This is a genomic window from Bacillus sp. L75, from assembly GCF_003676355.1.
GTDB classification, from domain to species: Bacteria; Bacillota; Bacilli; order Bacillales; family Bacillaceae; genus Bacillus; species Bacillus velezensis.
In genome coordinates, this window is the sequence record NZ_ML064904.1 from 49,553 (window position 1) to 72,291 (window position 22,739).

Annotated in this window: 25 protein-coding genes, 1 riboswitch and 1 other annotated feature; of the genes, 5 read left to right on the forward strand and 20 right to left on the reverse strand. The window is 48.8% G+C overall.

What is annotated here, in order from left to right; all coding sequences use genetic code 11:
- Positions 1-24: 24 nt before the first annotated feature.
- Positions 25-696 (reverse strand): transcriptional regulator YeiL, encoded by a 672-nt coding sequence (yeiL, locus tag D5S11_RS08815; RefSeq protein ID WP_108725009.1) that lies wholly within the window; start codon positions 694-696, stop codon positions 25-27.
- 81 nt (positions 697-777) lie between these two features.
- Here yeiL and D5S11_RS08820 point away from each other — a divergent pair, with 81 nt between their 5' ends.
- Positions 778-1,962 (forward strand): MFS transporter, encoded by a 1,185-nt coding sequence (locus D5S11_RS08820; RefSeq protein WP_020955710.1) that lies wholly within the window; start codon positions 778-780, stop codon positions 1,960-1,962.
- A gap of 200 nt (positions 1,963-2,162) precedes the next feature.
- Entirely contained in the window at positions 2,163-3,260 is a 1,098-nt protein-coding gene (locus tag D5S11_RS08825; RefSeq protein WP_108725010.1) for a BclA C-terminal domain-containing protein, read from the forward strand.
- 20 nt (positions 3,261-3,280) lie between these two features.
- Here the strand turns inward: D5S11_RS08825 and D5S11_RS08830 are convergent, their stop codons facing one another.
- The 4 genes from D5S11_RS08830 to ohrB form a co-directional block, all read right to left on the reverse strand.
- Entirely contained in the window at positions 3,281-4,408 is a 1,128-nt protein-coding gene (locus D5S11_RS08830) for a glycosyltransferase (RefSeq protein WP_020955708.1), read from the reverse strand.
- Between the two features lie 4 nt (positions 4,409-4,412).
- Complete coding sequence (locus tag D5S11_RS08835) at positions 4,413-4,874, reverse strand: hypothetical protein (protein WP_042635132.1); 462 nt, start codon at positions 4,872-4,874, stop codon at positions 4,413-4,415.
- A 21-nt stretch (positions 4,875-4,895) separates the two neighbouring features.
- A complete protein-coding gene (locus D5S11_RS20175; protein WP_241211461.1) occupies positions 4,896-5,534 on the reverse strand; it encodes an alpha-helical endospore appendage domain-containing protein in 639 nt (212 codons plus the stop codon).
- A 140-nt stretch (positions 5,535-5,674) separates the two neighbouring features.
- Positions 5,675-6,085 (reverse strand): organic hydroperoxide resistance protein OhrB, encoded by a 411-nt coding sequence (gene ohrB / locus D5S11_RS08845; protein WP_003154758.1) that lies wholly within the window; start codon positions 6,083-6,085, stop codon positions 5,675-5,677.
- A 75-nt stretch (positions 6,086-6,160) separates the two neighbouring features.
- Here ohrB and D5S11_RS08850 point away from each other — a divergent pair, with 75 nt between their 5' ends.
- Complete coding sequence (locus D5S11_RS08850) at positions 6,161-6,670, forward strand: MarR family winged helix-turn-helix transcriptional regulator (RefSeq protein ID WP_020953982.1); 510 nt, start codon at positions 6,161-6,163, stop codon at positions 6,668-6,670.
- A 27-nt stretch (positions 6,671-6,697) separates the two neighbouring features.
- Here D5S11_RS08850 and D5S11_RS08855 read toward each other — a convergent pair whose 3' ends face one another.
- From D5S11_RS08855 to D5S11_RS08890, 8 genes are all read right to left on the reverse strand, one after another.
- Positions 6,698-7,123, reverse strand: a complete 426-nt coding sequence (locus D5S11_RS08855; protein WP_007610880.1) for an organic hydroperoxide resistance protein — start codon at positions 7,121-7,123, stop codon at positions 6,698-6,700.
- A gap of 113 nt (positions 7,124-7,236) precedes the next feature.
- Positions 7,237-8,484 (reverse strand): glutamate-5-semialdehyde dehydrogenase, encoded by a 1,248-nt coding sequence (gene proA / locus D5S11_RS08860; protein ID WP_012117384.1) that lies wholly within the window; start codon positions 8,482-8,484, stop codon positions 7,237-7,239.
- Complete coding sequence (proB, locus tag D5S11_RS08865; RefSeq protein WP_007407233.1) at positions 8,481-9,593, reverse strand: glutamate 5-kinase; 1,113 nt, start codon at positions 9,591-9,593, stop codon at positions 8,481-8,483. Before proB ends, proA begins: the two co-directional genes overlap by 4 nt.
- A gap of 69 nt (positions 9,594-9,662) precedes the next feature.
- Positions 9,663-9,876 (reverse strand) — a binding site (T-box leader).
- An 86-nt stretch (positions 9,877-9,962) separates the two neighbouring features.
- The gene (purU, locus tag D5S11_RS08870; RefSeq protein ID WP_007407234.1) at positions 9,963-10,865 is read right to left on the reverse strand and encodes a formyltetrahydrofolate deformylase; all 903 of its coding nucleotides are present in this window, start codon (positions 10,863-10,865) and stop codon (positions 9,963-9,965) included.
- A 74-nt stretch (positions 10,866-10,939) separates the two neighbouring features.
- Entirely contained in the window at positions 10,940-11,254 is a 315-nt protein-coding gene (locus D5S11_RS08875) for a DMT family transporter (RefSeq protein ID WP_007407235.1), read from the reverse strand.
- Entirely contained in the window at positions 11,254-11,592 is a 339-nt protein-coding gene (locus tag D5S11_RS08880; protein ID WP_007407236.1) for a DMT family transporter, read from the reverse strand. Before D5S11_RS08880 ends, D5S11_RS08875 begins: the two co-directional genes overlap by 1 nt.
- A 66-nt stretch (positions 11,593-11,658) precedes the next feature.
- Positions 11,659-11,767: riboswitch (guanidine-I (ykkC/yxkD leader) on the reverse strand.
- 12 nt (positions 11,768-11,779) lie between these two features.
- Positions 11,780-12,325: a GNAT family N-acetyltransferase gene (locus tag D5S11_RS08885; RefSeq protein ID WP_021493807.1), complete on the reverse strand. Its 546-nt coding sequence runs from the start codon at positions 12,323-12,325 to the stop codon at positions 11,780-11,782.
- A 99-nt stretch (positions 12,326-12,424) separates the two neighbouring features.
- Entirely contained in the window at positions 12,425-12,943 is a 519-nt protein-coding gene (locus D5S11_RS08890; protein WP_003154772.1) for an acyl-CoA thioesterase, read from the reverse strand.
- 189 nt (positions 12,944-13,132) lie between these two features.
- On the opposite strand from D5S11_RS08890, the gene D5S11_RS08895 reads away from it, so the two are divergent.
- The gene (locus tag D5S11_RS08895) at positions 13,133-13,993 is read left to right on the forward strand and encodes a dimethylarginine dimethylaminohydrolase family protein (RefSeq protein ID WP_042635130.1); all 861 of its coding nucleotides are present in this window, start codon (positions 13,133-13,135) and stop codon (positions 13,991-13,993) included.
- 70 nt (positions 13,994-14,063) lie between these two features.
- The gene (locus D5S11_RS08900) at positions 14,064-15,113 is read left to right on the forward strand and encodes a lactonase family protein (protein WP_025284622.1); all 1,050 of its coding nucleotides are present in this window, start codon (positions 14,064-14,066) and stop codon (positions 15,111-15,113) included.
- Positions 15,114-15,140: 27 nt separating this feature from the next.
- Here the strand turns inward: D5S11_RS08900 and D5S11_RS08905 are convergent, their stop codons facing one another.
- The 7 genes from D5S11_RS08905 to D5S11_RS08935 form a co-directional block, all read right to left on the reverse strand.
- Positions 15,141-16,112: an ABC transporter ATP-binding protein gene (locus tag D5S11_RS08905; RefSeq protein WP_108725011.1), complete on the reverse strand. Its 972-nt coding sequence runs from the start codon at positions 16,110-16,112 to the stop codon at positions 15,141-15,143.
- A gap of 3 nt (positions 16,113-16,115) precedes the next feature.
- On the reverse strand, positions 16,116-17,015 hold the full coding sequence (locus D5S11_RS08910; protein WP_108725012.1) for a C40 family peptidase: 900 nt from the start codon (positions 17,013-17,015) through the stop codon (positions 16,116-16,118).
- Positions 17,012-18,079 (reverse strand): dipeptide epimerase, encoded by a 1,068-nt coding sequence (locus D5S11_RS08915; RefSeq protein ID WP_411674911.1) that lies wholly within the window; start codon positions 18,077-18,079, stop codon positions 17,012-17,014. Before D5S11_RS08915 ends, D5S11_RS08910 begins: the two co-directional genes overlap by 4 nt.
- Before the next feature lie 36 nt (positions 18,080-18,115).
- Positions 18,116-19,051, reverse strand: a complete 936-nt coding sequence (locus tag D5S11_RS08920) for a S66 peptidase family protein (RefSeq protein WP_032871294.1) — start codon at positions 19,049-19,051, stop codon at positions 18,116-18,118.
- A gap of 87 nt (positions 19,052-19,138) precedes the next feature.
- Positions 19,139-20,758 (reverse strand): peptide ABC transporter substrate-binding protein, encoded by a 1,620-nt coding sequence (locus D5S11_RS08925; protein ID WP_032866107.1) that lies wholly within the window; start codon positions 20,756-20,758, stop codon positions 19,139-19,141.
- Positions 20,755-21,783: an ABC transporter ATP-binding protein gene (locus D5S11_RS08930; protein ID WP_007407246.1), complete on the reverse strand. Its 1,029-nt coding sequence runs from the start codon at positions 21,781-21,783 to the stop codon at positions 20,755-20,757. The genes D5S11_RS08925 and D5S11_RS08930 overlap by 4 nt, the downstream gene beginning before the upstream one ends.
- 5 nt (positions 21,784-21,788) lie before the next feature.
- The gene (locus D5S11_RS08935) at positions 21,789-22,736 is read right to left on the reverse strand and encodes an ABC transporter permease (RefSeq protein WP_003154782.1); all 948 of its coding nucleotides are present in this window, start codon (positions 22,734-22,736) and stop codon (positions 21,789-21,791) included.
- Positions 22,737-22,739: the final 3 nt, after the last annotated feature.

Genomic DNA, 22,739 nt, shown 5'->3' on the forward strand with positions numbered 1-22,739 from the left:
GGGTGGCTGTTTTTTCTGGGCGTGCTACTTATTCTTCAGCGCCTTCGCAAGTTCACTTAGTGAATCATGCTGCTTAATTTGATAGCCCCGCCCTTCTTTTTGCAAATACCCTTTTTGGCAGAATTGCGTCAGCACATGCAAGAGATGACGGTAAGATACACCCAAATAATCACAGACCGTTACGTGCTTCTCTTTATAACCCCCTTTATAAGCCGTCTGCAAAATAAAATCGGCCAGCCGGTTTTCAAGCGGGAACGCCAGACTTTGTGAATATTTCGAAGCCATAAGCGTTGCCTTAGCACTTAAAAACTTAGCCAATTCACGCAGGAATTTCGCATCCTGCAGCAATTGCGCGCGGCAGCGGTAAATAGGCAGAGCAAAACAAACAGTCTTCGTTGAGGCTTGAATTCCTTTTGTGTAATATACTTCATGTAATAGTTCCATCTCTCCGATGTAATCATCTTTGTTGATAAAATTAATTAAAGAAACTTTCCCGTTTTGGTGGGTTACATATATTTTCGCTTTTCCTTCAAGCACGTAAAACAGGAAGTCAGGCCTCCTGCCCTCTTGAATAATCCATTCGTCCCGCTCATATTCGCGCACTTCCATAAACTCTTCAGCGGGGAAAGAGAATAAATGCGCGATTGAGTGTTTTTTTAACTGATGCCGCTTTTTCTCGCCTTTATAAACTTCCATCGTCCACCCCAAAAATATGAGATATCTCATATTGTCTTTATGTCTTTACATGATAACATGCCAATTAAAGGAGGAACGGGAATGAAAGCATATCGCTGGATGAGTCTGCATTTTTTTAGTTTTTTTATGACATGGGGTGTTTTTCTGCCCTATTGGACGGGATGGATGGTGCATATAAAAGGGGTTTCCGTATCCGAAGCCAGTTTCATTATGAGCCTGGGCTTGGCGGCAAGAGGGATTTCCACATTATTTTTCTTCCCTTATTTATCAGGAAAATTCAGCAGCAAAGCCTTATTAAACGGCGCCAGAACCGGGACGCTTCTCGCACTTTTATGTTATATTCCCGCTGATTCTTTTCAAAGCCTGCTTCTTGTCACATTAGTGCTGCATGTGTTTTACCCTGCTTTAATGCCTGCTTTAGACAGCGCTTGCGGCGTCCTTGTACAGCATAACGAATTAAAGGCCTATGGGACAAGCCGACAGTGGGGGTCCGCGGGTTTTGTTTCAGCCGGCGTCATCCTGTCCGTCTTTACAGGTATATTCGGAGATCAAGCGATTTTATGGGCACTGCTTTTGGGCACCCTGATATTCGCATGCCTCAGCTTTATGCATGCGCCAGCTGTTCTTTCAAAACGGCCGGAAACAGACCGCGCAAGAAAAGAGGGCATGTTTGCCTTATTCCGCATCAAATATTTCGGTCTGGTGCTCGCAATCGTTATCTTACTGCAGGCGGCACACGCGTCTTATTACAATTACGGTTATCTCTTTTTGCAGGAAATCGATGCGCCCGCATATGCCATCGGAATCATCATCAACATCGCCGTTCTCGCGGAGATTATCTTCTTTGCAATCGCTGACCGATACTTTCATCAATTTACGGCAGGCTCTTTGCTCGCCTTGGCGGCGCTTGGTGCTACCGTACGCTGGATACTCGTATTTGCCTTTCCTCATGTCATCATTTTCTGTATTGCGCAGACGCTGCATGCCTGTTCATTCGCGATGGGACACTATGCATTTATGAAATACTTAATTAAAAATATTTCACCCGCGCAAATCCCGAAAGCCCAAGGCATATATTCAGCGCTTGCTCTCAGCTGGAGCACTGCGGTATTTACTATTTTCGGAGGTTTTTTATATGAAATTGAACCCCGGTATGCCTTTATCGGAATGATTGTTTGTACGATCCCATCCATGCTTCTCGCCCTTTTATACAGAAAACTTGAAATGAAAAAGAGAGTTTTTGCAGGAAACGCACAAGATATATAGCCATCGCTTTATAGACGATCACATGTCCCGCTGATGAAATCAAAAACAGCGGTATAACCCGCTCAATTGGTTTATAAAGGGAATCCATTCAGAAACTTGGACAGAATCCGTGAATATACTGATACAGTACTGCTTACGCTCATTTCGGGGACTTTGTTCGTAATAAAATGATTTTCAGCCAACTCATAAGGAGGGACATTGTGTCACAGCCTAATTTGCCCAATATCACCCCTGTCGTTACACTTTCCAGAGACGATACCATTAACCTTGTTCTTTCGTCAATTGCTATGGAAGAGCTGGGAATGGCACATATTTTGAATGCGGAAGGGGAAAAAATCCAATACGCGCTCGGAACGATTCCCGGATTAACAGGGCCCCCGTCAAGTCTTGCGGATATTCTTAACTTGAATGAGAGCGTCCGTGATACGCTTGACAGCTTAATGAAACAGGAGCTTCTTCTCGGTTCAAAATTGGACAGTATCTCAAATATCCCTACACTGGCGGGACCGACTGGTGCTACGGGGCCGACGGGACCTACGGGAGCAATCGGACCGGCCGGAGCGACGGGGCCAACCGGATCGACCGGACCGACGGGGGTCACCGGTGCGGGTCTTCAAGGGATTGTTGCTTTTAATCCGCTGATTGCCCCCACTTATACACCCGGACAGGTTGTATTGTATAACGGCAGCTCCTATGTCGCAAACGTAAACAGCCCCGCGGGAACCCCTGAAGCCTCAGCTGACTATACACTTTTAGCTGCGGCGGGAAGCACCGGTGCTACTGGCGGTACCGGGCCGACCGGAAGCACCGGCGTTACTGGCGACACCGGACCGACTGGAAGCACGGGCGCTACTGGCGGCACCGGACCGACCGGAATCACCGGAACAAGTCTGACAGCAACTTCCGGCTATGCGAGCAATACGGGCGGCGGTGTTGTCGCAGTTATTGTCGGCGGCACGACCATTTCCTTACCGAATGAACAAAACCTTTCGGCAGATATTACGGCTAATGCCGCAAATACCATATTTACCGTTGCTCCGGCAGGACGGTACTATATTTCCTACCATATTAATTTAACGGCCGGCTTGCTTGTAAGTTCGCGTATTTTAATCAACGGCACTCCTCCTGCAAGTTCGATTATCGCCCCGGTCGCGTCTTTGGCAAACTTTAATAACTCCTTTATTGTGACTTTGCCAGCAGGCAGCACCATCCAGCTTCAGCTGTTCGGATTATTGGGTGCGGCCACATTGCTTGGAGGAAGCGTCGGTGCAGCTTTAAACATTATTCGATTATCTTAATGGAACATGCAAAAAAAGGATCAGGCGTTTGTCCGCTGATCCTTTTTTAATTGAGACAGAAGTTCTTTCGCGGGTTTAAATTGAGGATTGAACTTCACGGATTTTTTGGCGTAAGCGATGGCCGTCATATCATGGTTTAATGCAGCATGGCATTTCGCCATATAATAAAAGGCTCTGAAATCGGCGGCACCTTTTAAAATGAAGTGATCAGCGTTTTCTCCTTCAACCTGCGTTCCGTATTCAAATGCTTTGATTGCCGCTCTGTACTTTTCCAAATGATATAATACAAGGCCTTTATAATAATGAAGATTGCTGTAATCAGGATATAGCTTGAGCACTTTTTCAATCCCTTGTTCGGCTTCTTCATACCGTTTGAGCTCAAGCAATATTGTATATTTCAAATAATACAGGAGAGACGGAGGCATTCGTTTTTCGCTTAAAAATTGAAAAATTGAGCCGTTGACAAGATGTAATGCTTTTTCATAGTCTTTGATTCTGTAGCATTCACTTGCCAAATGATAGACAAGCCACGGATCAGGATTTTCCTCTGAAAGCTCTTCATTTAAAATGCTGATATTCCGTTTATGTTTTTGCTTGATCTTTTCTTCCTGCTCCAAGTAGCCGTAGTGATGAATCACACATGGGAGCGTGAAAAAAGCATTGTTTTCTTCCTCATTGGAAGCCGAGATATTCTCGTGAATTCTGCCTTGATACAGAAGGCCTTTATGATTGCGGAACAGTCTCGGCTGCATGCTTTCAAACGCTTCGTTTTCATCGAGCTGCTTCCCCGTATAATTGATGATTTTCAAAAGGCCCCGGCTCGGTAATCCGTCATGAAGCAGCGAAGTTAAAAAACGGCCCGTCTCCTGATCGAGCTCTTCATCCGCGTCAAGCACTAAAATCCAATCTCCTTCGGCATGCTGCAGGGCGTAATTTCTGGCCTTTGCGAAATCATTCTCCCATTCGAAATCAAACACTCTTGCCTGAAAGCTTTTGCATATATCTTTTGTATTATCTTGTGATCCGGTGTCTGCGATGACGATCTCATCAGCGATGTCTTGTACACTTGATAAACAACGGGAGATGTATCTCTCCTCGTTTTTCACAATCATGCAAAGAGTCAGTTTACATTCAGCATTTCCGCTCATTTTCTCACCTTTCCCGATTTTGGAGTTGTTGATTGAACCAAGGCCGTTCAGGAGTGCCGTTCATCGTGATGATGACAGGCCGCACCCATCTGACGGCAGGTTCGGCAGTTTCCGTATTCCATTCCTGAAGCTGCCTGACAGCCCGCTTCGTAATCGGATGCGCCCGGAATTCGCGCGGGCTTTCAGAAATGAATTTTTTCGTTCGTTCCGTAACTGTCTTCATTTCAAGAAAGTGCCGCTCATACATCTGCTTCTGCTCTTCTTCCAAGCTGATCATTAAAAACAGACGGCCGCCTGTTTCCATCTGCCAGCGGCACAATGCGGAGAACAGCCTGATTTCTTCTTTGTAATTTGAACCCCTTCTTTTATCCACGGTCACAGATAATATATGTAACAGCGCCATCGTGAGACAATGCATGGCTTCAAAAGATGCGTGTTTCGCTTTTGAGATGCTTGGATACGGCATATGCTTCACCCGTCTCTTTTTTTATGAACGCTCCCCGCCTTTTTTCTTCCAACCGCAGTCCTCACAATCCCCACACTCACAGCAGCCAATGCGGCCGTAAAACAGGCCGTCACACGGATCTTCCGGATCACTGGGATCGTCTGGATTCCACGGGTCATCAGGATCGCCCGGATCACTCGGATTGCTCGGGTCGTCCGGATTCCACGGGTCATCAGGATCGCCCGGATCACTCGGATTGCTCGGGTCGTCCGGATTCCACGGGTCATCAGGATCGCCCGGATCACTCGGATTGCTCGGGTCGTCCGGATTCCACGGGTCATCAGGATCGCCCGGATCACTCGGATTGCTTGGGTCGTCCGGGTCCATACAGACTTCAGAATCCTGTAAGAAGATAATGTCCTCAAGCTTCGTCTGCAAAAGGAGTTGTGATTTCATGACGGTGCGCAGGAGCCGTTCAGTGCTTCTATTAATTGATGACAATTCCTCCAAGGAGGGATCGCCGGAAGCGCCGAGAAACATTTGAATCCTTTCCGCTTCCGCCTGCAGAATATGGGATAGTCCGATTTCTTCCATAGCCACGGATGAAAGAAGGAGGTTCAGGGTCTCACATCTGGAGAGTGTAATGTCGGGGGTGATGTTCGGTATGTTTGGAAGAGACATCGATTTCTCCCTCTTTTCTCTTGGTGTCATTATGCAAAAGTGCTATATCGTATTCTTATTCCGGGAGAGAAGAGATCATTACTGATGTTTTCGTTAATAAAATATCCCGGATATAAAATCCGGGATATTCGTTCGTTGATTTATTTTAATTCAAGTTTGACGTCTACATTTCCTCTTGTTGCTTTTGAATACGGACAGAACTCGTGAGCGGCGTGCACTAGCTTCTCCGCCGTTTCTTTGTCAAGATCTTTTGTATCAATGACGAGCGTTACGCCGATTTTGTAACCTCCGTCACTCTCATCTTTTAAAAGGCTGACCTGTCCTTCAATTTCAGAGGTCATGTCGATTTTTTGTTTTTGGGCGGCGAGCTCAAGCGCTCCCCCGAAGCAGGCAGCATATCCTGCCGCAAAGAGCTGTTCAGGGTTTGTGCCGGTTTCTCCGTCTTTTTTTGCATTCGGCATGATGATGTCAAAATCCAGCACCCCGTCTTCGGATTTAATATGTCCTGCTCGTCCGCCGACTGCGGTCGCTTTTGAAGTAAATAATGCCATTATTATCAGCCTCCTCATTGTACTTACTGTATATATTGCCCCTGCTCATATTTTTAAACATGATTGGAATAGGAAATGGTTCGTTTTTCAGCTACAATAGGGGTAACGTTAACAAACAAAGAGTTGGTGAAAGAAGTAATGGCAGAAAAAGATTTTGAACATATGAAACTGGAGAATCAGCTTTGTTTTTTGCTGTACGCAAGCTCAAGGGAAATGACGAAACGGTACAAACCGCTGCTTGATAAGCTCAACGTAACTTATCCCCAATATTTGGCGCTGCTTTTATTATGGGAGCACGAAGAACTGAATGTGAAACGGATGGGTGAGCTTTTGTACCTGGATTCCGGAACGCTGACACCGATGCTGAAACGGATGGAGCAGCACGGAATTATCATGAGAAAGCGGTCGGCTGAAGACGAGCGATCCGTGACGATCAGACTCACAGATGAAGGACGGGCCTTGCAGAAAACAGCGGCGGATATTCCCATTGCCATGCTGGAACAGACGGGACGGTCAAAAGAGGAATTAAAGCAGTTAAAGCAGTCGCTTTATGAGGTTTTGAATACGCTGCACGGCAAAAAATAAGGATGCCCCGAATGGGCATCCTTATTTTTATTCTGCTGCCAGAAGCTTCACTTCAATATTTCCCGCTGTCGCTTTTGAATACGGACAGACACCGTGCGCTTTTTGGATAAGGGCTTCAAGCTCCTGTTTATCAATGCCGGATGCTTTGACCTCAAGCGTAACGCCTAGTTTATATCCTTGGTCTGCTTCATCTTTCAGCAGACTGACATGCGCAGTGACCTCTGTTTCAATACTCAGACGCTCTTTTCTCGCTACGAGCTGAAGAGCGCTGTCAAAGCAGGCTGAATATCCTGCGGCAAACAGCTGTTCAGGGTTTGTAGCATGTTCGAGCTTTTTTGCTCTTGGCGTTCCCGGCATGGCAACATCAAGATTCAGCACTCCGTCAGAAGACGTGACTTTCCCTTCACGTCCGCCGGCGGCTGATACGGTTGCAGTAAATAATGGTTTTGTCATGTGAATTCACCTCTGTTATATTGTGTACAATTTAATTTTACACAATATAATAGAGACCGTCAATCTTTCCGCATAAAAAAAGCCTACCCTTTTTGAAGGATAAGCTTAAAAGATTATACGCGGATTTGTCCGTTTCCTTTGATGATGATTTTTGTAGATGTTAACGCCGGAAGCCCCATCGGCCCTCTCGCGTGAAGCTTTTGCGTGCTGATGCCGATTTCGGCTCCGTATCCGAATTCAAAACCGTCCGTAAACCGGGTTGAAGCATTATGATACACGGCGGCGGCGTCAACGGCGGTCTGGAAGTAAGCCGCATGCTCGGCGTTCTCCGTCAGAATGGCTTCTGAATGGTTTGTGCCGTACTGCTGAATGTGGCGGACCGCCTCCTGTACGTCCTGCACCGTTTTCACACTGAGAATCGGCGCCAGATACTCCGCTCCCCAATCGGCTTCTTCTGCTTGTTTCGCTTGAGGCTCCAGTCTGCAAATCACCTGGTCTCCTCGGAGCTCCACCCCTTTTTCTGTCAGCTGATTCAGCAGCTTTCGTCCGTGTTCTTCGGCCCATTTTTCATGAATCAAAAGAGATTCAATCGCGTTGCAGACTGAAGGACGCTGTGTTTTGGCATTGATAACGACCTCGCTTGCCATTTGAGGATCTGCTGACTCATCTATGTACACGTGGCAATTGCCCGCTCCGGTTTCTAAAACGGGTACGGTTGATTCCCTGACCACAAGATCAATTAAATTTTTACCGCCGCGCGGGATCAATACATCCAGCCCGTCATTTAATGTAAAGAGCTGTTTGGCGGTTTCTTTGCTTGTATCTTCTATGAGCTGAACGGCATCAATCGGAAGCTTTGACAGCCCCAGTGCGCGTTTCATCACACTGACAAGCGCTATGTTGCTGTGGATGGCGGAAGAACTTCCTCTGAGCACAACCGCGTTTCCGGTTTTCAGGCAGAGTGTGGCCGCGTCTACGGTAACGTTCGGTCTGGCCTCATAGATCATGCCCACTACTCCAAGGGGCACGCGGATTTTTTCAATGGATAATCCATTCTCTTTTTGAATGGTCTCCAGCGATTCACCGACGGGATCTTCAAGACCGATCAGCAGTTCCACGGCGTCCGCGATATCGAGCAGGCGTTTTTCATCAAGAGTCAGCCTGTCAATAATGTCAGGTGTCAGTCCTCTGTTCCGTCCCGCTTCAATATCTTTCTGATTCTCTGTTAAAATCAGCCGGCGTTCGTTTCTGAGTCCGTCTGCAATACATTGGAGCGCTTCGTTTTTTTCAGCCGTCGTTTTCATGACCATTTCGGCAGCCGCTTCTTTTGCCAAGGCTGCTTTTTGCAATACTTCACTCATTTGTGTTCCCCCTCGTCAAATAAATTCACCCAATCATCTCTGTGAATCACTTCCACCTGCTTCGTTCCTGAAAGCTGGTCGCTCCGCTTCCCTTTGGCTTCTAAAATTTCATCGGATGAGTACTGCGTCTGCCCTTTGCCGATAATGCCGCCGGGCCCTTTGACTTCCACTACGGCCCCTTTCGGAAAACTGCCGCAGACATCGGCGACGCCGGCCGGGAGGAGACTTGACCCGTTATGAATCATCGCCTGCTCCGCTCCCCCATCAATGATGATTTCCCCTGATATCGGAGAATGAAACATGATCCATTGCCGTGTATTATTTACTGAGGACAGGTCTTTATCGCCGATATAAGTGCCGTCGCCTTTTCCGTCTAAAATTCCCATCAGTTTTTCCCGTCCGGAGCCGGTTCCGATAAATACCTTCACCCCGAGCGACAATGCGGTCTGGGCGGCGAGAAGTTTTGACTTCATGCCTCCGGTGCCGACCTTTGAGCCTGCTGATCCGGCATATCCGAGCAATTCTGGTGTGATGTCATTCAGATAGTCGAACCGCTTTGCGTCCGGGTTTTCATTCGGATTGGCATCGTACAGCCCGTTAATGTCTGTGAGAATCATTAATTGGTCTGCATGAATCAAACCGCTTACAAGCGCCGACAGCATGTCGTTATCACCGAACGTCAGCTCTTCGACTGATGTGGAATCATTTTCATTAATAATCGGCACGACTCCCCGCTCCAACAGTTCCATTACAGTGGCATAGGCATTTCTGTACCGCTCTCTTTTTGAGAAATCATTTCTTGTTAATAAAATTTGTGCCGGCGTCAGACCGTATCTTTTTAAATGGTCCATATATTGCTGCATTAAAAGTGTCTGGCCGACTGCGGCAGCTGCCTGCTTTCCTTTTATCGTAACGGGTCGCGACGGATAGCCGAGAGCGGAAAAACCCGCTGCCACCGCGCCTGAGGTAATGAGGATCACTTCATGCCCGTTTTCTTTTAATAAAGAAATGGCTTCCGTATGTTCCTTGATTTTTGCTTCATCAATACTTCCGTTACTGTTGGTGAGCGAGCTGCTCCCGATTTTCACAACAATTCTTTGTTTTTTCATCGTTTCTCCTCCGTGGCAATCAATCCAAACCGGCTCTCGTCAATAAAAAAAGCCCATTCCGTCCTGAAAAATAAGGACGAAATGGGCTTTCCGTGGTACCACCTTGTTTGAACGCGTTTTTCACGCGTCCCGCTTTCCTGTAACGCCAGGTTATCGCGCCTGAGTTTTCCCCTCAGGACTCCAAGGCAGGTTCGGCAGGTTTCATGCGGCAAAATGTTTCAGCGGGCCATTTTGCTCTCTGTCACAGAAAGTTCTGCGTACTGATCCTCTTCAACGCTCAATGATTTTTTTATATTATGCAAAGAAAACAGGTTCTTGTCAAGACATTTTCATCCATAAAAAACAGTCCGCCTCCCCGGCGGACCGCCATTAATTAAATACGATCGTTTTGTTTCCGTGAACGATGACACGGTCTTCCAGATGCCATTTTACGGCTCTTGCCAACACGCTCCGCTCAATCGTTCTGCCGATATTCTTCAGATCCTCTGCGTGATCTCTGTGATCGACGCGTTCAATATCCTGTTCAATAATCGGCCCTTCATCAAGATCGTCCGTCACATAGTGAGAGGTCGCGCCGATTAATTTCACTCCGCGCTCATAAGCCCGTTTATACGGGTTAGCGCCGATAAAGGCCGGCAGAAATGAATGGTGGATGTTAATAATCCGATTCGGATGGGCAGATACAAAATCAGACGTCAAAATCTGCATGTAGCGGGCAAGAACGATCACATCAATCTTATACCGCTCCAGCAGCTCAAGCTGGCGCCGCTCCACTTCGGCGCGGATGTCTTTGTTAGCTTTCATGTAATGGAACGGAATATTCAGCGGTTCGACCACTTCTTTGGCCTCTTCGTGGTTGCTGATGACGACCGCAATTTCGGCCATCATATTGCCGCTTTGCCATTCCCAAATCAGTTCATGAAGGCAGTGCAGCTCCTTCGATACAAAGATCGCCACCCGCTTCAGCTCACTTGCCAGAGACAGGCTCCATGTCATGCCGAATGTCTGGGCGATTGAGGCGAACGCCTGCTGTAAGTCCTCTTTTTTCTCACGAATGCCCTTGCAGTCGAATTCGATCCTAAGAAAAAACCGTCCGCCTTCAGGGTCAGTCGTGTATTGATTTGATTCAATAATGTTTGCGCCATGTTCAAACAAAAACGCCGACACTGCCGATACAATTCCCGGCTGGTCGGGGCAGCTGACAAGCAGGCGCCCTTTTTCCTCATTCCCGCGGCGGTATTCTTTCAGCCGCTGTGTCATATATGAATTCATCTGTTTTAATCCCTCGTATCTTCATAATTCGTAACTTACTAATAGATTATACTGAAGATTTGATAAAAATCAATTTACGAAAGAATTTTCAGCCCTACGGCAGCGCATAAAATAAGCGCAATGAAAAAGATGCGCTTCGCATCCTTCTGCTCGCCGTAGAAAAGAATGCCGGCTAATGCGCCGCCCGCCGTGCCGATACCGGTCCAGATCGCATAGGCCGTGCCCATCGCGATCGTCTCCATCGCATAAGAAAGCAGGGAAAAAGAAGCCGCAAATCCGGCGATAATGAAAAGAATCCATTTGACTTTCTTTTCTTTTTGAAATTGATTCATTAAAATGACCCCGAGCATTTCACAAAGACCCGCGGCTATCAGGCTGATCCAATGCATTACGCCTTCTCCTCCTTCGTCTCAGGCTTATCCTGTGTGACCAGCTTTAATCCGATGACACCGATCAGCAAAACGCCGATCAGCACGATTTTCACCGGATCGGCCTGCTCTTTGAAAAGCAGGATTTCACTGAGCACGGTGCCCGCTGTCCCGAGTCCGGTAAAGACCGCATATACCGTTCCTACGGGCAGGCTGTCTGTCGCCTTGATTAATAGATAAAAACTGATGATGATTCCCGTAATCGTGCCGCTCCACGCCAGTGCCGAATCAGCATGTTTCAGGCCGGTGACCCATACCACTTCAAATACGGCCGCTATGACCACTAAACCCCATTTCATGTTCTTCACCCTTTCTGTATCCGGACAATACAAAAAAGCCCGGATAGTCGTCTCACATGAGATTGACTCTCCCGGGCTTTTTTCCCTCCGTGTGCATATGCGGGATATGTCCGCATATGTGTTTTCTCTCGGACCAGGCCATGTATAAACATGCGGAACCCTAGAAAACATGTCTGTTCGTATCATACTACATTTCGCCGAAACGTTCAACGTCAGATGTGATGTCAAAAACCGTCAGCTGCCTCTCCCATTTGGTAACGGTCTCACCGGGCACCATACCGATTTTTTCCGCGACACGGACGGAGGCAGCGTTTTCCGGATCAATCAGCGCCGCTATGCGTCCGTATTGCTGCGTATGAAAACCGTAGTCCAGACAGGCGTTCGCCGCCTCTGTCGCATAGCCGCAGCCCCAGCGGCGGCGGGCAAACATATAGCCGATTTCCATCAAAGTGTTTCCGTTTACCGTCTGCGGAACGATTCCGCATTGACCGAGAAATGCGCCCGTCTCTTTATCCTCTGCGATCCAAAGACTGACGCCGTATCCTTTGGCCAATCGTTTGTTCCAGGCAATCCATTCCTTCGTTTCCCGTCTGCTTTTAAGAGAAGGATAATATTTCATGACCTCTCTGTCGGTAAACAGCCCGTACAAATTTTCTTCATCGTCATCCCGCATAGTCCGCAGACGGATACGCCCGGTTGTCAGGATGGTGCCGGAAGACTTATGTTTCATCATGCACGCCACGTCTCCTTTCCCTGTAATAGATTATGGATCCGGCAGGAAAAGTCCTTTCTCAGCATAAAAAAACCGCTTTTTAAAAAAGCGGTTTGATGATTACCAAGGTTTATCTGTTCCGAGCGCCTCGGCCAGGGCCTTGCTGTGTTTTAAGCGGTTTTTTCGTTCTCCGGCGCGCTGAACGGCCGTATTGTGAAGCATGATTTCTTCCTCGGTTTCCGGCACGATCCGCGGAACGGGTACCGATTTCCCGTTTGAATCAAGCGCGACAAAGGTCAGAAACGACGTTGCCGCAAGCTCGCGTTCGCCCGTCATCAGATGTTCTTTAATGACTTTGACAAACACCTCCATAGACGATGTGCCGACCCATGTGACGTAAGATTCAAGGCATACGGAATCCTGTTGGCCGATGGGGCGCAAAAAATCTACAGAATCCATTGAGGCCGTGACTGTTTCACACCGGCAGTGGCGGGCCGCGGAAATTGAAGCGATATCATCAATGTAGCTCATCAGCTTTCCGCCAAACAGCGTATTGTGATTATTCGTATCAAGCGGAAAAACCCTGCTTGTTTTAACAACCCTTGTTTCTTTGCAAAATCTTGATTCTGGCAACTTCATATTATTTAAACTCCCCTTTGGTGTCTGGTCGTTTTGACTCATTCATCTGTACCCTATTAAACAATACTTTGACCGTTTTGTCTAAAATTTTAAATATTAAGTTGGTTAGATATTCTCTCATAAATGTTTCATTATTCATCACATCCGGGAATAATAAACGCACATTGAATACCGATAGGAGGATATCACATGGACGTATCCATTCCCAAATCCACGCGGAAACCGGCTTGCCGCAGTGAGTTTGATGCTTTGCAGACAGTCATCTTATGCCGGCCGGAACACATGGCCATCAAGGATATTATTAACGGAACGCAGAAACATTTCAAACAAGAAAATATTAACATACCCGTTGCCCTCAAACAGCATAGCGAGTTTATTGACATTTTAAGATCTCATCAGATTGAAGTCGTCCTGCTGCCTGCCGATCCCGCATTGCCTGAGCAGGTATTCACCCGGGATATCGGATTTGTCTTAGGCGAGACGGCGTTTATTTCAAACATGGCGGCTTCAGTCCGGCAGGGAGAAGAAAAAGTGTTTCAAAACCTGCTTGACAATAAGAAAATCCCCTATACGCGACTGAAAAAAGCGAACATTGAAGGCGGCGACATCTTGATCGCAGACGGCACCGTTTACGCCGGGCTGAGCAAGCGCACGGATAAAGCGGCTGTCCGGGAGCTGCGGGAGGCGCTGCCGGAGATGACGGTTGTGCCGATCCCTCTCAAGGAGGATTTCTTACATTTGGACTGTGTATTTAATATGATCTCGGAAACGGAGGCGCTATACTGCAAAAATGGCTTGCGGCAGAAAGAAATTGATCTTCTCGCCGAACGTTTTGAGATGATAGAAGTGCCTGAAGAAGAGCAATTCACGCTCGGTCCTAATATCTTGTCAATCGGCAATCAGACACTTATCAGCCTGCCGCAGCACCGTCATACGAACCGCGAGCTCAGAAAAAGAGGTTATACAGTCATTGAAACCGAGTTTTCCGAAATTATTAAATCAGGCGGTTCCTTCCGCTGCTGCACCTTGCCGCTTGTCAGAACATCTTAAACATTTACAAGGCAGTTTCCTTCAAGATACGTTAATATAGAGAAGACAAGACTCTAAAGGGGGAAACCGAATGGCTAAGTACATAGGATACGCGGGAACATATACAAAAGGCGGAAGCGAAGGCATTTATTGTTTTGAACTTGATACAGAAGCGAAACGGCTCAGCCGTCCGAAGCTGGCAGCAAAGCTCGGCAACCCGACATACGTCACTCCGAATTCTGATAACAGCATGCTGTATTCCATTGAAAAGGCAGACGGAAAAGGCGGCGTCGCAGCCTATCAGATTCATCAGAACAGCGGGGAATTAACTTTTGTGAACCACCAGCTGATTGAAGGCCCGTCTCCATGCCACGTCAGCATTGATGATAAACATGAATATGTGTTAACCGCTAATTACCACAGCGGAAAAGTGCACGCCTTTCCCGTCAATGAAGACGGAAGTCTGCGGGAGCCGGCTGCCGAAGCCGCTCATACGGGAACAGGTCCTCATGAAAGACAAGAGAAACCGCATACCCATTTCGCAGGCTATACACCTGAGCATAACTACATTGCAGCCGTCGATTTAGGGACGGATACGCTTTATACTTACCAAATGAAAAACGGTTCGCTCACAGAGGTGAAAACTCACTCTTTCGCACCGGGTTCAGGGCCGCGCCACATCGTTTTCCATCCGGCGGAAAAATACGCCTATGTCATGACGGAAATCAGTAATGAAGTCATCGCGCTTGAATACAACCCGACCTTAGGTGAATTCAGAGAGTTGCAGGTCATTTCCGCTTTGCCTGAAGGCTTTACGGACAAATCGCAAGGCAGCGCGATCCGCATATCTAAAGACGGCAGATTTCTTTATGCCGCCAACCGCGGACATGACAGCATCGCCATCTTTAAGATCAACCAATATTCCGGTGAATTGTCTCTTATTGAATGGGTGCCGACAGAAGGCAACTGGCCGCGTGATTTCGCGTTTGACCCTTCCGAGACATTCCTTGTCGCGTCAAACGAAGAAACGGGAAATCTGGTTTTGTTTGAACGCGACCCGGAAACAGGCAAATTGACTCTGCTTCAATCTGACATTCCGGTTCCGTATCCGGTCTGCGTGTCATTTCTGCATCAGGTTTAATCAAAAAAGAAAGCTGACTTTATATTGTCAGCTTTCTTTTTTGTATAAATGGCAGGCGACAAAACGCCCCGCCTTCACTTCTTCAAGCTCAGGCGTTATCTTACTGCATAGCTCCATCGCTTCAGGACACCGCGTCCTGAATACACAGCCGCTCGGCGGGTTAAGGGGGCTCGGCAGCTCCCCTTTCAGAATAATCCGTTCACGCTTGTCCTCAAGAAGCGGATCAGGAATCGGGATTGAGGATAAAAGCGCCTTCGTATAAGGGTGAAGCGGTTCCCGGTAAAGCGCAGCGCTTTCTGTAATTTCCATCATGCGGCCCAAATACATCACGCCGATCCGGTCGCTGATATGCTTGACCATTGATAAATCGTGGGCGATAAATAAAAATGTCAGCCCTTTCTCTTTCTGAAGCCTTTTTAAAAGGTTGACGACCTGAGCCTGTACCGACACATCCAGCGCGGAAATTGGCTCATCCGCCACGATAAATTCGGGATGCAGAGAGAGCGCTCTGGCAATCCCGATTCTCTGCCTCTGTCCGCCGCTGAATTCGTGGGGATACCGGCTGCCGAAATCCGGATGGAGCCCGACAGCTTCAAGCAGTTCATCCGCTATCATCAGACGGGCTTTTCTTGTATTGTAAAGATTGTGGATTTCCATCGGCTCCATAATAATTTCCCTTACGGTCAGGCGCGGATTTAACGAGGCGTAAGGGTCCTGGAAAATCATCTGCAGCTTGCGGAAGAAGACCGACCGCTGTTCTGCCGCGGCACGGTGTATATCCGTCCCTTCATATGATACCGAACCGGCCGTCGGGTCATACAGACGGAGAATAACCCTTCCGAGCGTCGATTTACCGCATCCCGATTCTCCGACAAGTCCGAATGTTTCCCCTCTTTTAATGTGAAAACTGACACCGTCGACTGCTTTTACGGCTTTCTTTCTTCCTGCGTCAAAATGCATTTTCAGCCCGCTGACTTCAAGGAGCGGAGATGCCGTCATTTTCTATTCCCCCTTTTCGCTTATACAGCGGCGTACGGTGCATAATTCTTTTTCATAGACGGTTCCTTCCAAAGACAGCACTTCGATTGTTTTTCCCGTTTTCGGGGAGTGCAGCATTCGGCCGTCTCCCAGCGCCAAACCGACATGGTGGATCGCGCCTTTTCCTTCTTCATAGGCGAAAAACAAAAGGTCAGCCGGCAGGATATCGTTTACCGCCGCGCCGCATCCGGCTTTTGCTTGGTCCGTTGCATCACGGGGAAGGGTATAGCCGTTTGCTTTAAATATCGAATACATAAACCCGGAACAGTCAAACCCGAAACCGCTCAGTCCTCCCCATAAATACGGAAGCCCGAGAAACATCATGCCCGTTTCGATGACATCGGCCGCCCGTCCTTCCGTATGCCGGCACTCGTCTGCGTCAGCTTCATTTACGAACCTTTCTCCGAGCGGCGTCACCACCCGGAAAAAGCCTTTCTCACGTCCTGATGCCGGAAGACGCGTTAAGAAACTTACTTCCAAGTCTGGTTCGCCGTTTGTGTGATATAAAAAAGCTGTCGGTTTGGTAATCCATACGGCGGGGGAAGATGCATGAAAGCCGTCTTTTGAAAGCTGGCTTTTTTTCATCCACCCCGGATATCCGCGCACATCCTTGTTTGAAGGCTGGCCGGGAACGGCGACAAAAGCCCATTCCCCTTCCTCTTTGAGAATGATCACTTCTTCCCCGAAAAGCGCTTGCGTTTGGACAAGGTTGTCTGTGCATAATTGCAGCCGCTCTTCATATCCCATAGACGCTAACCATTTTCTGATCTGCGGCGGGTTTTCGAGCATCGGCGCATCATACGAACGGGGAGATGACGGCAGCGTCCATACGTTGGCTGCTACCGCTGTAACGGCTGCTCTCATCTTTTCGCCCCCTCTTGTATCGACACACCGGTAATGCCGAGACCCGGTTCGTCGGGAATCGCAATCTGACTGCCGCTGTATGTGATGCCGCCTTGAATCAAATCATCTTTCAGCATAAGCGGCGCATCAAAATCAAACCTTGTCACATTCCGTTTGCCCGCGGCAAAATGGGCCGCGGCGGTGATGCCGAGTTTGGTCTCAATCATGCTGCCGACCATACACTCCACGCCGCACGTTTCCGCCATCGCATTGATTGTTTCCGCCTGCTTTATGCCGCCCGCTTTCATCAGCTTAATATTAATTAAATCGGCGCTTCTCGTCTGCAGCACGTGAAAGGCCTGACGGGGGGTAAAGACGCTCTCATCCGCCATAATCGGCGTGTCTACGGCATCGGTAACCTGCTTCAGCCCGGCGATATCGTCTTTGTGAACAGGCTGCTCGACCAGCTCAATGCCGAGGCCGGCGTCTTCCATCTTTCGGATCGCGGTCACGGCTTCTTTCGGCGTCCAGCCTTGATTCGCGTCCAGTCTCAGTTTGACGTTTCCGCCGACACGTGATCTGATCGCCCGAATCCGGGCAACATCGTCTGATATGTCACCTATGCCGACTTTTATTTTTAAAATATGAAATCCTTTGTTCACATAACGGTCTGCATCCCCCGCCATCTCCTCAGGAGAATTGACGCTGACGGTAAAATCTGTTTCCAGTGTATTCCGATAGCCGCCGAGAAGCCGGTAAAGCGGCTGTCCATGCATTTGCGCCCATCCGTCATATACAGCCATATCCACCGCGGCTTTTGCGCTTTGATTTCTTTCCAACAGCCGGCTGATATCAAACAAAACGGCTTCCATGCCGGAAAGGCTCCGCCCCAAGAGAGCGGGCTTCAGCACATCGTGGACGGCGCTTTCAATACCGTCCGCGCTGTCGCCTGTAATGACAACCGTCGGCGGCGCCTCCCCCCAGCCGGTCAGACCGTTGTCAAAAGTGAGCTTCACAATGACCGATTCAGCATTGTAAACCGTGCGCAAAGCGGTCTTAAACGGCTTTTTCAGCGGCACGGACATCCGTCCCGTTTGAATATCTGTTATCCTCACGCCTGATCACTCCCTTCCGGAAACCCCCGATTCAATCGTTACCGCTTTGGCCGCCGTATCCATAACCGCGCGGGCTCCGATCGGAACGGCGAAGCTCGGTGAACAATGGCCGATTTTAAAGCCTTTAAGCGCGGGCTTTCCTGATTTGACAATGTAATCATTCAGCACTTGCTCTAAAGTAAGCGACTTTTCTTTGTTTTTCGGTTCGCATTGGTGAAAATCACAGACCAGGATTCCGGCTGCGTCTGACAGTTTTCCGGCCATCTTTAATTGATTCAGCATTCTGTCGATTTGGTACGGCTCCTCATCAATATCCTCGATAAACAGCAATTTGTCTTTTGTATCAATTTCAAACGGCGTGCCGAGTGTGGACGTAATGAGCGACAGATTGCCGCCCGCAAGCTCTCCCTCGGCCCTTCCGCCTGTCAGCACCTCTAAGGGAGAAATGTCCTCCGTATAGGTAAATTCCGTTTCTGTAAAAAGCTGACGATACGACGCTTTTGTCAGGGGATCAGCATCTTCAAGCCCGACATCGGTGCTCAGCATCGGGCCGTGAAATGTGACGAGCCCCGTATTTTGATGAATGGCGGTATGTAAAAACGTGATATCACTGTATCCCCAGAAAATTTTCGGATTGCGGCGGATTAAGCCGAAATCGATGTCGGCGGCAATGCGGCCCGTGCCGAATCCTCCGCACGCGCATATCACCGCTTTGACATTCTGATCACTAAACATGTCATGGAGATCATCGAGACGCGCCCGGTCCTCTCCCGCCAAATAGCCGTGACGGGTCTTCAGCGCCCGGCCGAGTTTCACTTGAAGGCCAAGCTCATTCTCTAAAAACAGCAGCGCGGTTTGCAGTGTCCCGCTCTCAGGCGGGCTTGCGGGCGCAATCACACCGATCGTGTCGCCTTTTTGCAGTGCTTTCGGTTTATGGTTCATGACTTTTTCAATCTCCTTTCCGGATTGAAAAGTGAAACACGCCGCTCCTTTAACGGCAAAAGAGCGGCGTATGTTTCCGCTGTAAGATCAGGACTTTTCCGCCCACTTCAGATCAATGTAACCGACAGGGTGCCGGACAATGCCCTTCACGCCGCTGTTCTGCAGATGCACCTGATTGTAAAAGTAAATCGGAATGATCGGAGCCTCGTTCATGAGCAGTTTTTCCGCTTTATGCATGAGCGCAAAACGTTTTTTGGCATCGGCTTCCTGTTTTGCCTGCTTGATGTAGCCATCGTATGCCGCGCTGCCCCAGCCGGTGCGGTTCATGGAATTATCCGTCTGGAAAGCCTCTAGAAAACTGATCGGATCTGCGTAATCCGGTAAAAATGAGCTTTGAGAGAACTGGAACTTCAGTCCTTTCTGCTCTTCTAAAAAGACGTTCCATTCCATATTGGCGAGCTTAACGTCTATACCGAGCACACTTTTGAGCTTCTGCTGAATCGCTTCCGCTATTTTCTTATGCTCCGGTTTTGTGCTGTATGTCAATGTAACGGCGGGCAGCTTGTCATAATGCTCTTCTGCCATGCCTTTTTCCAGCAGTTTTTTGGCTTCTGATTCATCCGGATTTAATAAACTGCCGCCCGCTTCGCGGAAATCTTTCCCGTCAGGCTGAGTAAATCCCGGGGATACAAAGGCATGTGCCGGCTTTTCACTGTTTTTGGTCACATAATCCGTGATTTCTTTCTGATCAATCGCTGCCGCGAACGCTTTTCTGATCTTTTCATTTTGAAACGGCTCCATTTTTACGTTAAAACGATAGAAATAGAGTCCGGCCTGATCCCACGTGCGGACATTTTTTCCTCCCATCAGCTGCTCGCTCAGCTCTGCCGGCACAAAGGCGGTATCCAAATCCCCCGACTGGAACATCTGATAATCGGTATTCCGGTCACTGACCATCGCCCATGTGACTTTATCCAGTTTCACTGTCTTTTTATCCCAATACGTCTCGTTTTTGACCATCGTCATGCTGTCGTCATGCTTCCATTCCGTCAGTTTGAACGGCCCGTTGCCGACAAAGGTTTTTGCTTCAGTGAACCATTTCGCATCAGCCTTCGCGACCTTCTCATTAATCGGGAAATACGCCGGATTGGACACGACGCTCAGAAAATAATCCTGCGGTGCCGCCAATGTGACGACAAGCGTTTTTTTATCTTTTGCCGTGACTTTCACGTCTTCTTGTTTGCCTTTTCCGTTGTTAAATTCTTCTCCGCCTTTGATCATGTAGCCGAGAAAAGCGGAAGATGCGCCCGTTTTCGGATCGAGCATTCGTTTCCAGGCGTACACGAAGTCTTCCGCCGTAACGGGATCGCCATTTGTCCATTCGGCGTTATCCCGGATATTGAAGGTATATGTCAGCTTATCAGCGGACACCTTCCAGCTTTCCGCCATGGCCGGTTCGGGCTTATTATCTTTTCCGAGCCTCGTCAATCCTTCCATGATGTTATTCAGCGGCTGCCAGGAAACATTATTAAATCCGATCGGCGGATCAAGTGAGGTCGGCTCATTTTCGTTATTGAGCCGCAGCACCGTTTCACCCCCCTGTTCTTTTGCTTTGCCGGGTTCTGTCCCCGCCTGTTCATTGGCTGTACAGCCAATCAGAGCAAACGAAACAACAGCAATCACACCGATCGCCCATCTCTTTTTCATTTCAATCCCCCTTTTTCCTCTGCTGCCGTCAGCTGCTGCTTCAGCCGCTCTGCACGGTGATCCTGAAGCCAGCAATTGACGATATGGCTTTTGGATTTCACGGTTGTTGCCGGGTATACCTTTTCACAGACGATCATCCTGTCCGGGCAGCGGGCGGCAAACGGGCAGCCCGGCGGCGGATCGAATAAATCAGGCGGCGTCCCGTCAATCGGCGACAGCTCACTATCCTCCATATCCAGCCGCGGCACTGAACGAAGCAGCCCCTTTGTGTATGGATGAGCCGGACGGTAAAAAATATCATGCCTCGTGCCGATTTCGGCGATTTTCCCCGCATACATGACGGCGACTCTGTCGGCGGTCTGAGCGACGACGCCGAGATCGTGTGTGATCAGAATAATAGACACGCCTGTTTTTCTTTGAATCTTCTTAAATAATTCAAGGATTTGTGCTTGAATCGTCACATCAAGAGCCGTTGTCGGTTCATCGGCGATCATAATTTCCGGCTCGCAGATCAGAGCCATCGCAATCACGATCCGCTGCCGCATGCCCCCGCTTAATTGGTGGGGGTACTGCTTCAGGCGGGATTTCGAGTCCGGGATACCGACCAGATCCAGCATGGCGAGAACTTCGGATTCAGCTTGTTTTCTGGTCATGGCGCGGTGTTCCAACAGCGCTTCTGAGAGCTGATTCCCTATGGTCAAAGTCGGATTGAGCGCCGTCATCGGGTCCTGAAAGATCATAGAAATATCGCGCCCTCGGATTGCCCGCATTTCCCGATCCGACATTCGGCAAAGGTCTTTCTGTTTAAATTGTATGCTTCCAGATTCAATCTTTGCCGAATGTTTCGGAAGAAGGCCCATCACGGCTTGTGACGTCACGCTTTTTCCGCATCCCGATTCACCGACGATCGCAAACGTTTCACCTTTATATAAATCGAAGCTGACGCCTCGGACGGCTTTTACAGTGCCTCCGTATGTTGAAAAAGTAACATGCAGATTTTGAACGGAAAGAACTTGCTGCGCCATTTTTCCTACCTCCTCAGTTTCGGGTCTAACGCGTCCTGCAAGCCGTCTCCAAGTACGTTAAACGCGTACATCGTCAAGGAAATGAAAAAAGCGGGGAAAAACAGCCGCCACCAATGGCCTGATAAAATCGCCGGCAGCCCGTCGTTTGCCATGACTCCCCAGCTTGCAAACGGCGCCTGAATGCCGAGTCCGAGAAAACTTAAAAATGATTCCGCAAAAATCGCCGCCGGCACCGTAAGCGTCATTTGGACAATAATGGCTCCCATCGTATTCGGCAGCAGATTTTTCTTAATGATCCGAAATGTTTTCGCTCCAAACGTTTTCGAAGCCAATACGTGTTCATCATGCTTCATCCTCAGCACCTGCCCTCTCACAATCCGCGCCATGCCGACCCATCCCGTCACGGTCAGAGCGACGATAATGGAACTGAGCCCCGGCCCCATCAGCACCATTAACAAAATGACAACGAGCAGATACGGCAACCCGTAGAGAACCTCGATGATTCTCATCATGGCGCTGTCTGTCCGGCCCCCTTTGTAGCCGGCGACGCCTCCGTAGATGACGCCGATCAAAAAGTCGATCAGCGCCGCCATCACACCGACAAATAAAGAGATCCTCGCTCCGTACCACGTTCTTGTAAACACGTCCCGGCCAAGTTCATCGGTTCCGAACCAGTGTGAAAAAGACGGCGGAAGATTCTGCTCGGCGAGCGTCTGCCTTGTCACGCTGTGCGGTGATATCAGCGGACCGAACACAGCCGATAGAAACAGACAGCATAATATCACAAGGCCGGCCATCGCCAATTTATTCTTTTTAAGCCGCCGCCACGCATCCTGACTGTAAGACAGGCTCGGACGCTTGACCGACTCGGTTTCACCCTTTCTTTCCGCGCCCGGCTGAAACCAGTCATCAGGCACTTCTGTGTGTTTTACCGTTTCTTGCGGGAGATTCATCAG

Bases quoted from the DNA above. Each gene is read 5' to 3' on its own strand.
- D5S11_RS08905 (WP_108725011.1), bottom strand. From the start codon at position 16,112: ATGACGGCATCTCCGCTCCTTGAAGTCAGCGGGCTGAAAATGCATTTT.
- D5S11_RS08850 (WP_020953982.1), top strand. From the start codon at position 6,161: ATGGTTCGTTTTTCAGCTACAATAGGGGTAACGTTAACAAACAAAGAG.
- D5S11_RS20175 (WP_241211461.1), bottom strand. From the start codon at position 5,534: ATGTCTCTTCCAAACATACCGAACATCACCCCCGACATTACACTCTCC.
- D5S11_RS08885 (WP_021493807.1), bottom strand. From the start codon at position 12,325: ATGATGAAACATAAGTCTTCCGGCACCATCCTGACAACCGGGCGTATC.
- D5S11_RS08930 (WP_007407246.1), bottom strand. From the start codon at position 21,783: ATGGCGCAGCAAGTTCTTTCCGTTCAAAATCTGCATGTTACTTTTTCA.
- D5S11_RS08910 (WP_108725012.1), bottom strand. From the start codon at position 17,015: ATGAGAGCAGCCGTTACAGCGGTAGCAGCCAACGTATGGACGCTGCCG.
- D5S11_RS08920 (WP_032871294.1), bottom strand. From the start codon at position 19,051: ATGAACCATAAACCGAAAGCACTGCAAAAAGGCGACACGATCGGTGTG.
- purU (WP_007407234.1), bottom strand. From the start codon at position 10,865: ATGAATTCATATATGACACAGCGGCTGAAAGAATACCGCCGCGGGAAT.
- D5S11_RS08890 (WP_003154772.1), bottom strand. From the start codon at position 12,943: ATGAAGTTGCCAGAATCAAGATTTTGCAAAGAAACAAGGGTTGTTAAA.
- D5S11_RS08855 (WP_007610880.1), bottom strand. From the start codon at position 7,123: ATGACAAAACCATTATTTACTGCAACCGTATCAGCCGCCGGCGGACGT.
- D5S11_RS08935 (WP_003154782.1), bottom strand. From the start codon at position 22,736: ATGAATCTCCCGCAAGAAACGGTAAAACACACAGAAGTGCCTGATGAC.
- D5S11_RS08915 (WP_411674911.1), bottom strand. From the start codon at position 18,079: ATGTCCGTGCCGCTGAAAAAGCCGTTTAAGACCGCTTTGCGCACGGTT.
- D5S11_RS08820 (WP_020955710.1), top strand. From the start codon at position 778: ATGAAAGCATATCGCTGGATGAGTCTGCATTTTTTTAGTTTTTTTATG.
- yeiL (WP_108725009.1), bottom strand. From the start codon at position 696: ATGGAAGTTTATAAAGGCGAGAAAAAGCGGCATCAGTTAAAAAAACAC.
- D5S11_RS08925 (WP_032866107.1), bottom strand. From the start codon at position 20,758: ATGAAAAAGAGATGGGCGATCGGTGTGATTGCTGTTGTTTCGTTTGCT.
- D5S11_RS08875 (WP_007407235.1), bottom strand. From the start codon at position 11,254: ATGCATTGGATCAGCCTGATAGCCGCGGGTCTTTGTGAAATGCTCGGG.
- D5S11_RS08835 (WP_042635132.1), bottom strand. From the start codon at position 4,874: ATGCCGTATCCAAGCATCTCAAAAGCGAAACACGCATCTTTTGAAGCC.
- D5S11_RS08880 (WP_007407236.1), bottom strand. From the start codon at position 11,592: ATGAAATGGGGTTTAGTGGTCATAGCGGCCGTATTTGAAGTGGTATGG.
- D5S11_RS08895 (WP_042635130.1), top strand. From the start codon at position 13,133: ATGGACGTATCCATTCCCAAATCCACGCGGAAACCGGCTTGCCGCAGT.
- ohrB (WP_003154758.1), bottom strand. From the start codon at position 6,085: ATGGCATTATTTACTTCAAAAGCGACCGCAGTCGGCGGACGAGCAGGA.
- D5S11_RS08900 (WP_025284622.1), top strand. From the start codon at position 14,064: ATGGCTAAGTACATAGGATACGCGGGAACATATACAAAAGGCGGAAGC.
- proA (WP_012117384.1), bottom strand. From the start codon at position 8,484: ATGAGTGAAGTATTGCAAAAAGCAGCCTTGGCAAAAGAAGCGGCTGCC.
- proB (WP_007407233.1), bottom strand. From the start codon at position 9,593: ATGAAAAAACAAAGAATTGTTGTGAAAATCGGGAGCAGCTCGCTCACC.
- D5S11_RS08830 (WP_020955708.1), bottom strand. From the start codon at position 4,408: ATGAGCGGAAATGCTGAATGTAAACTGACTCTTTGCATGATTGTGAAA.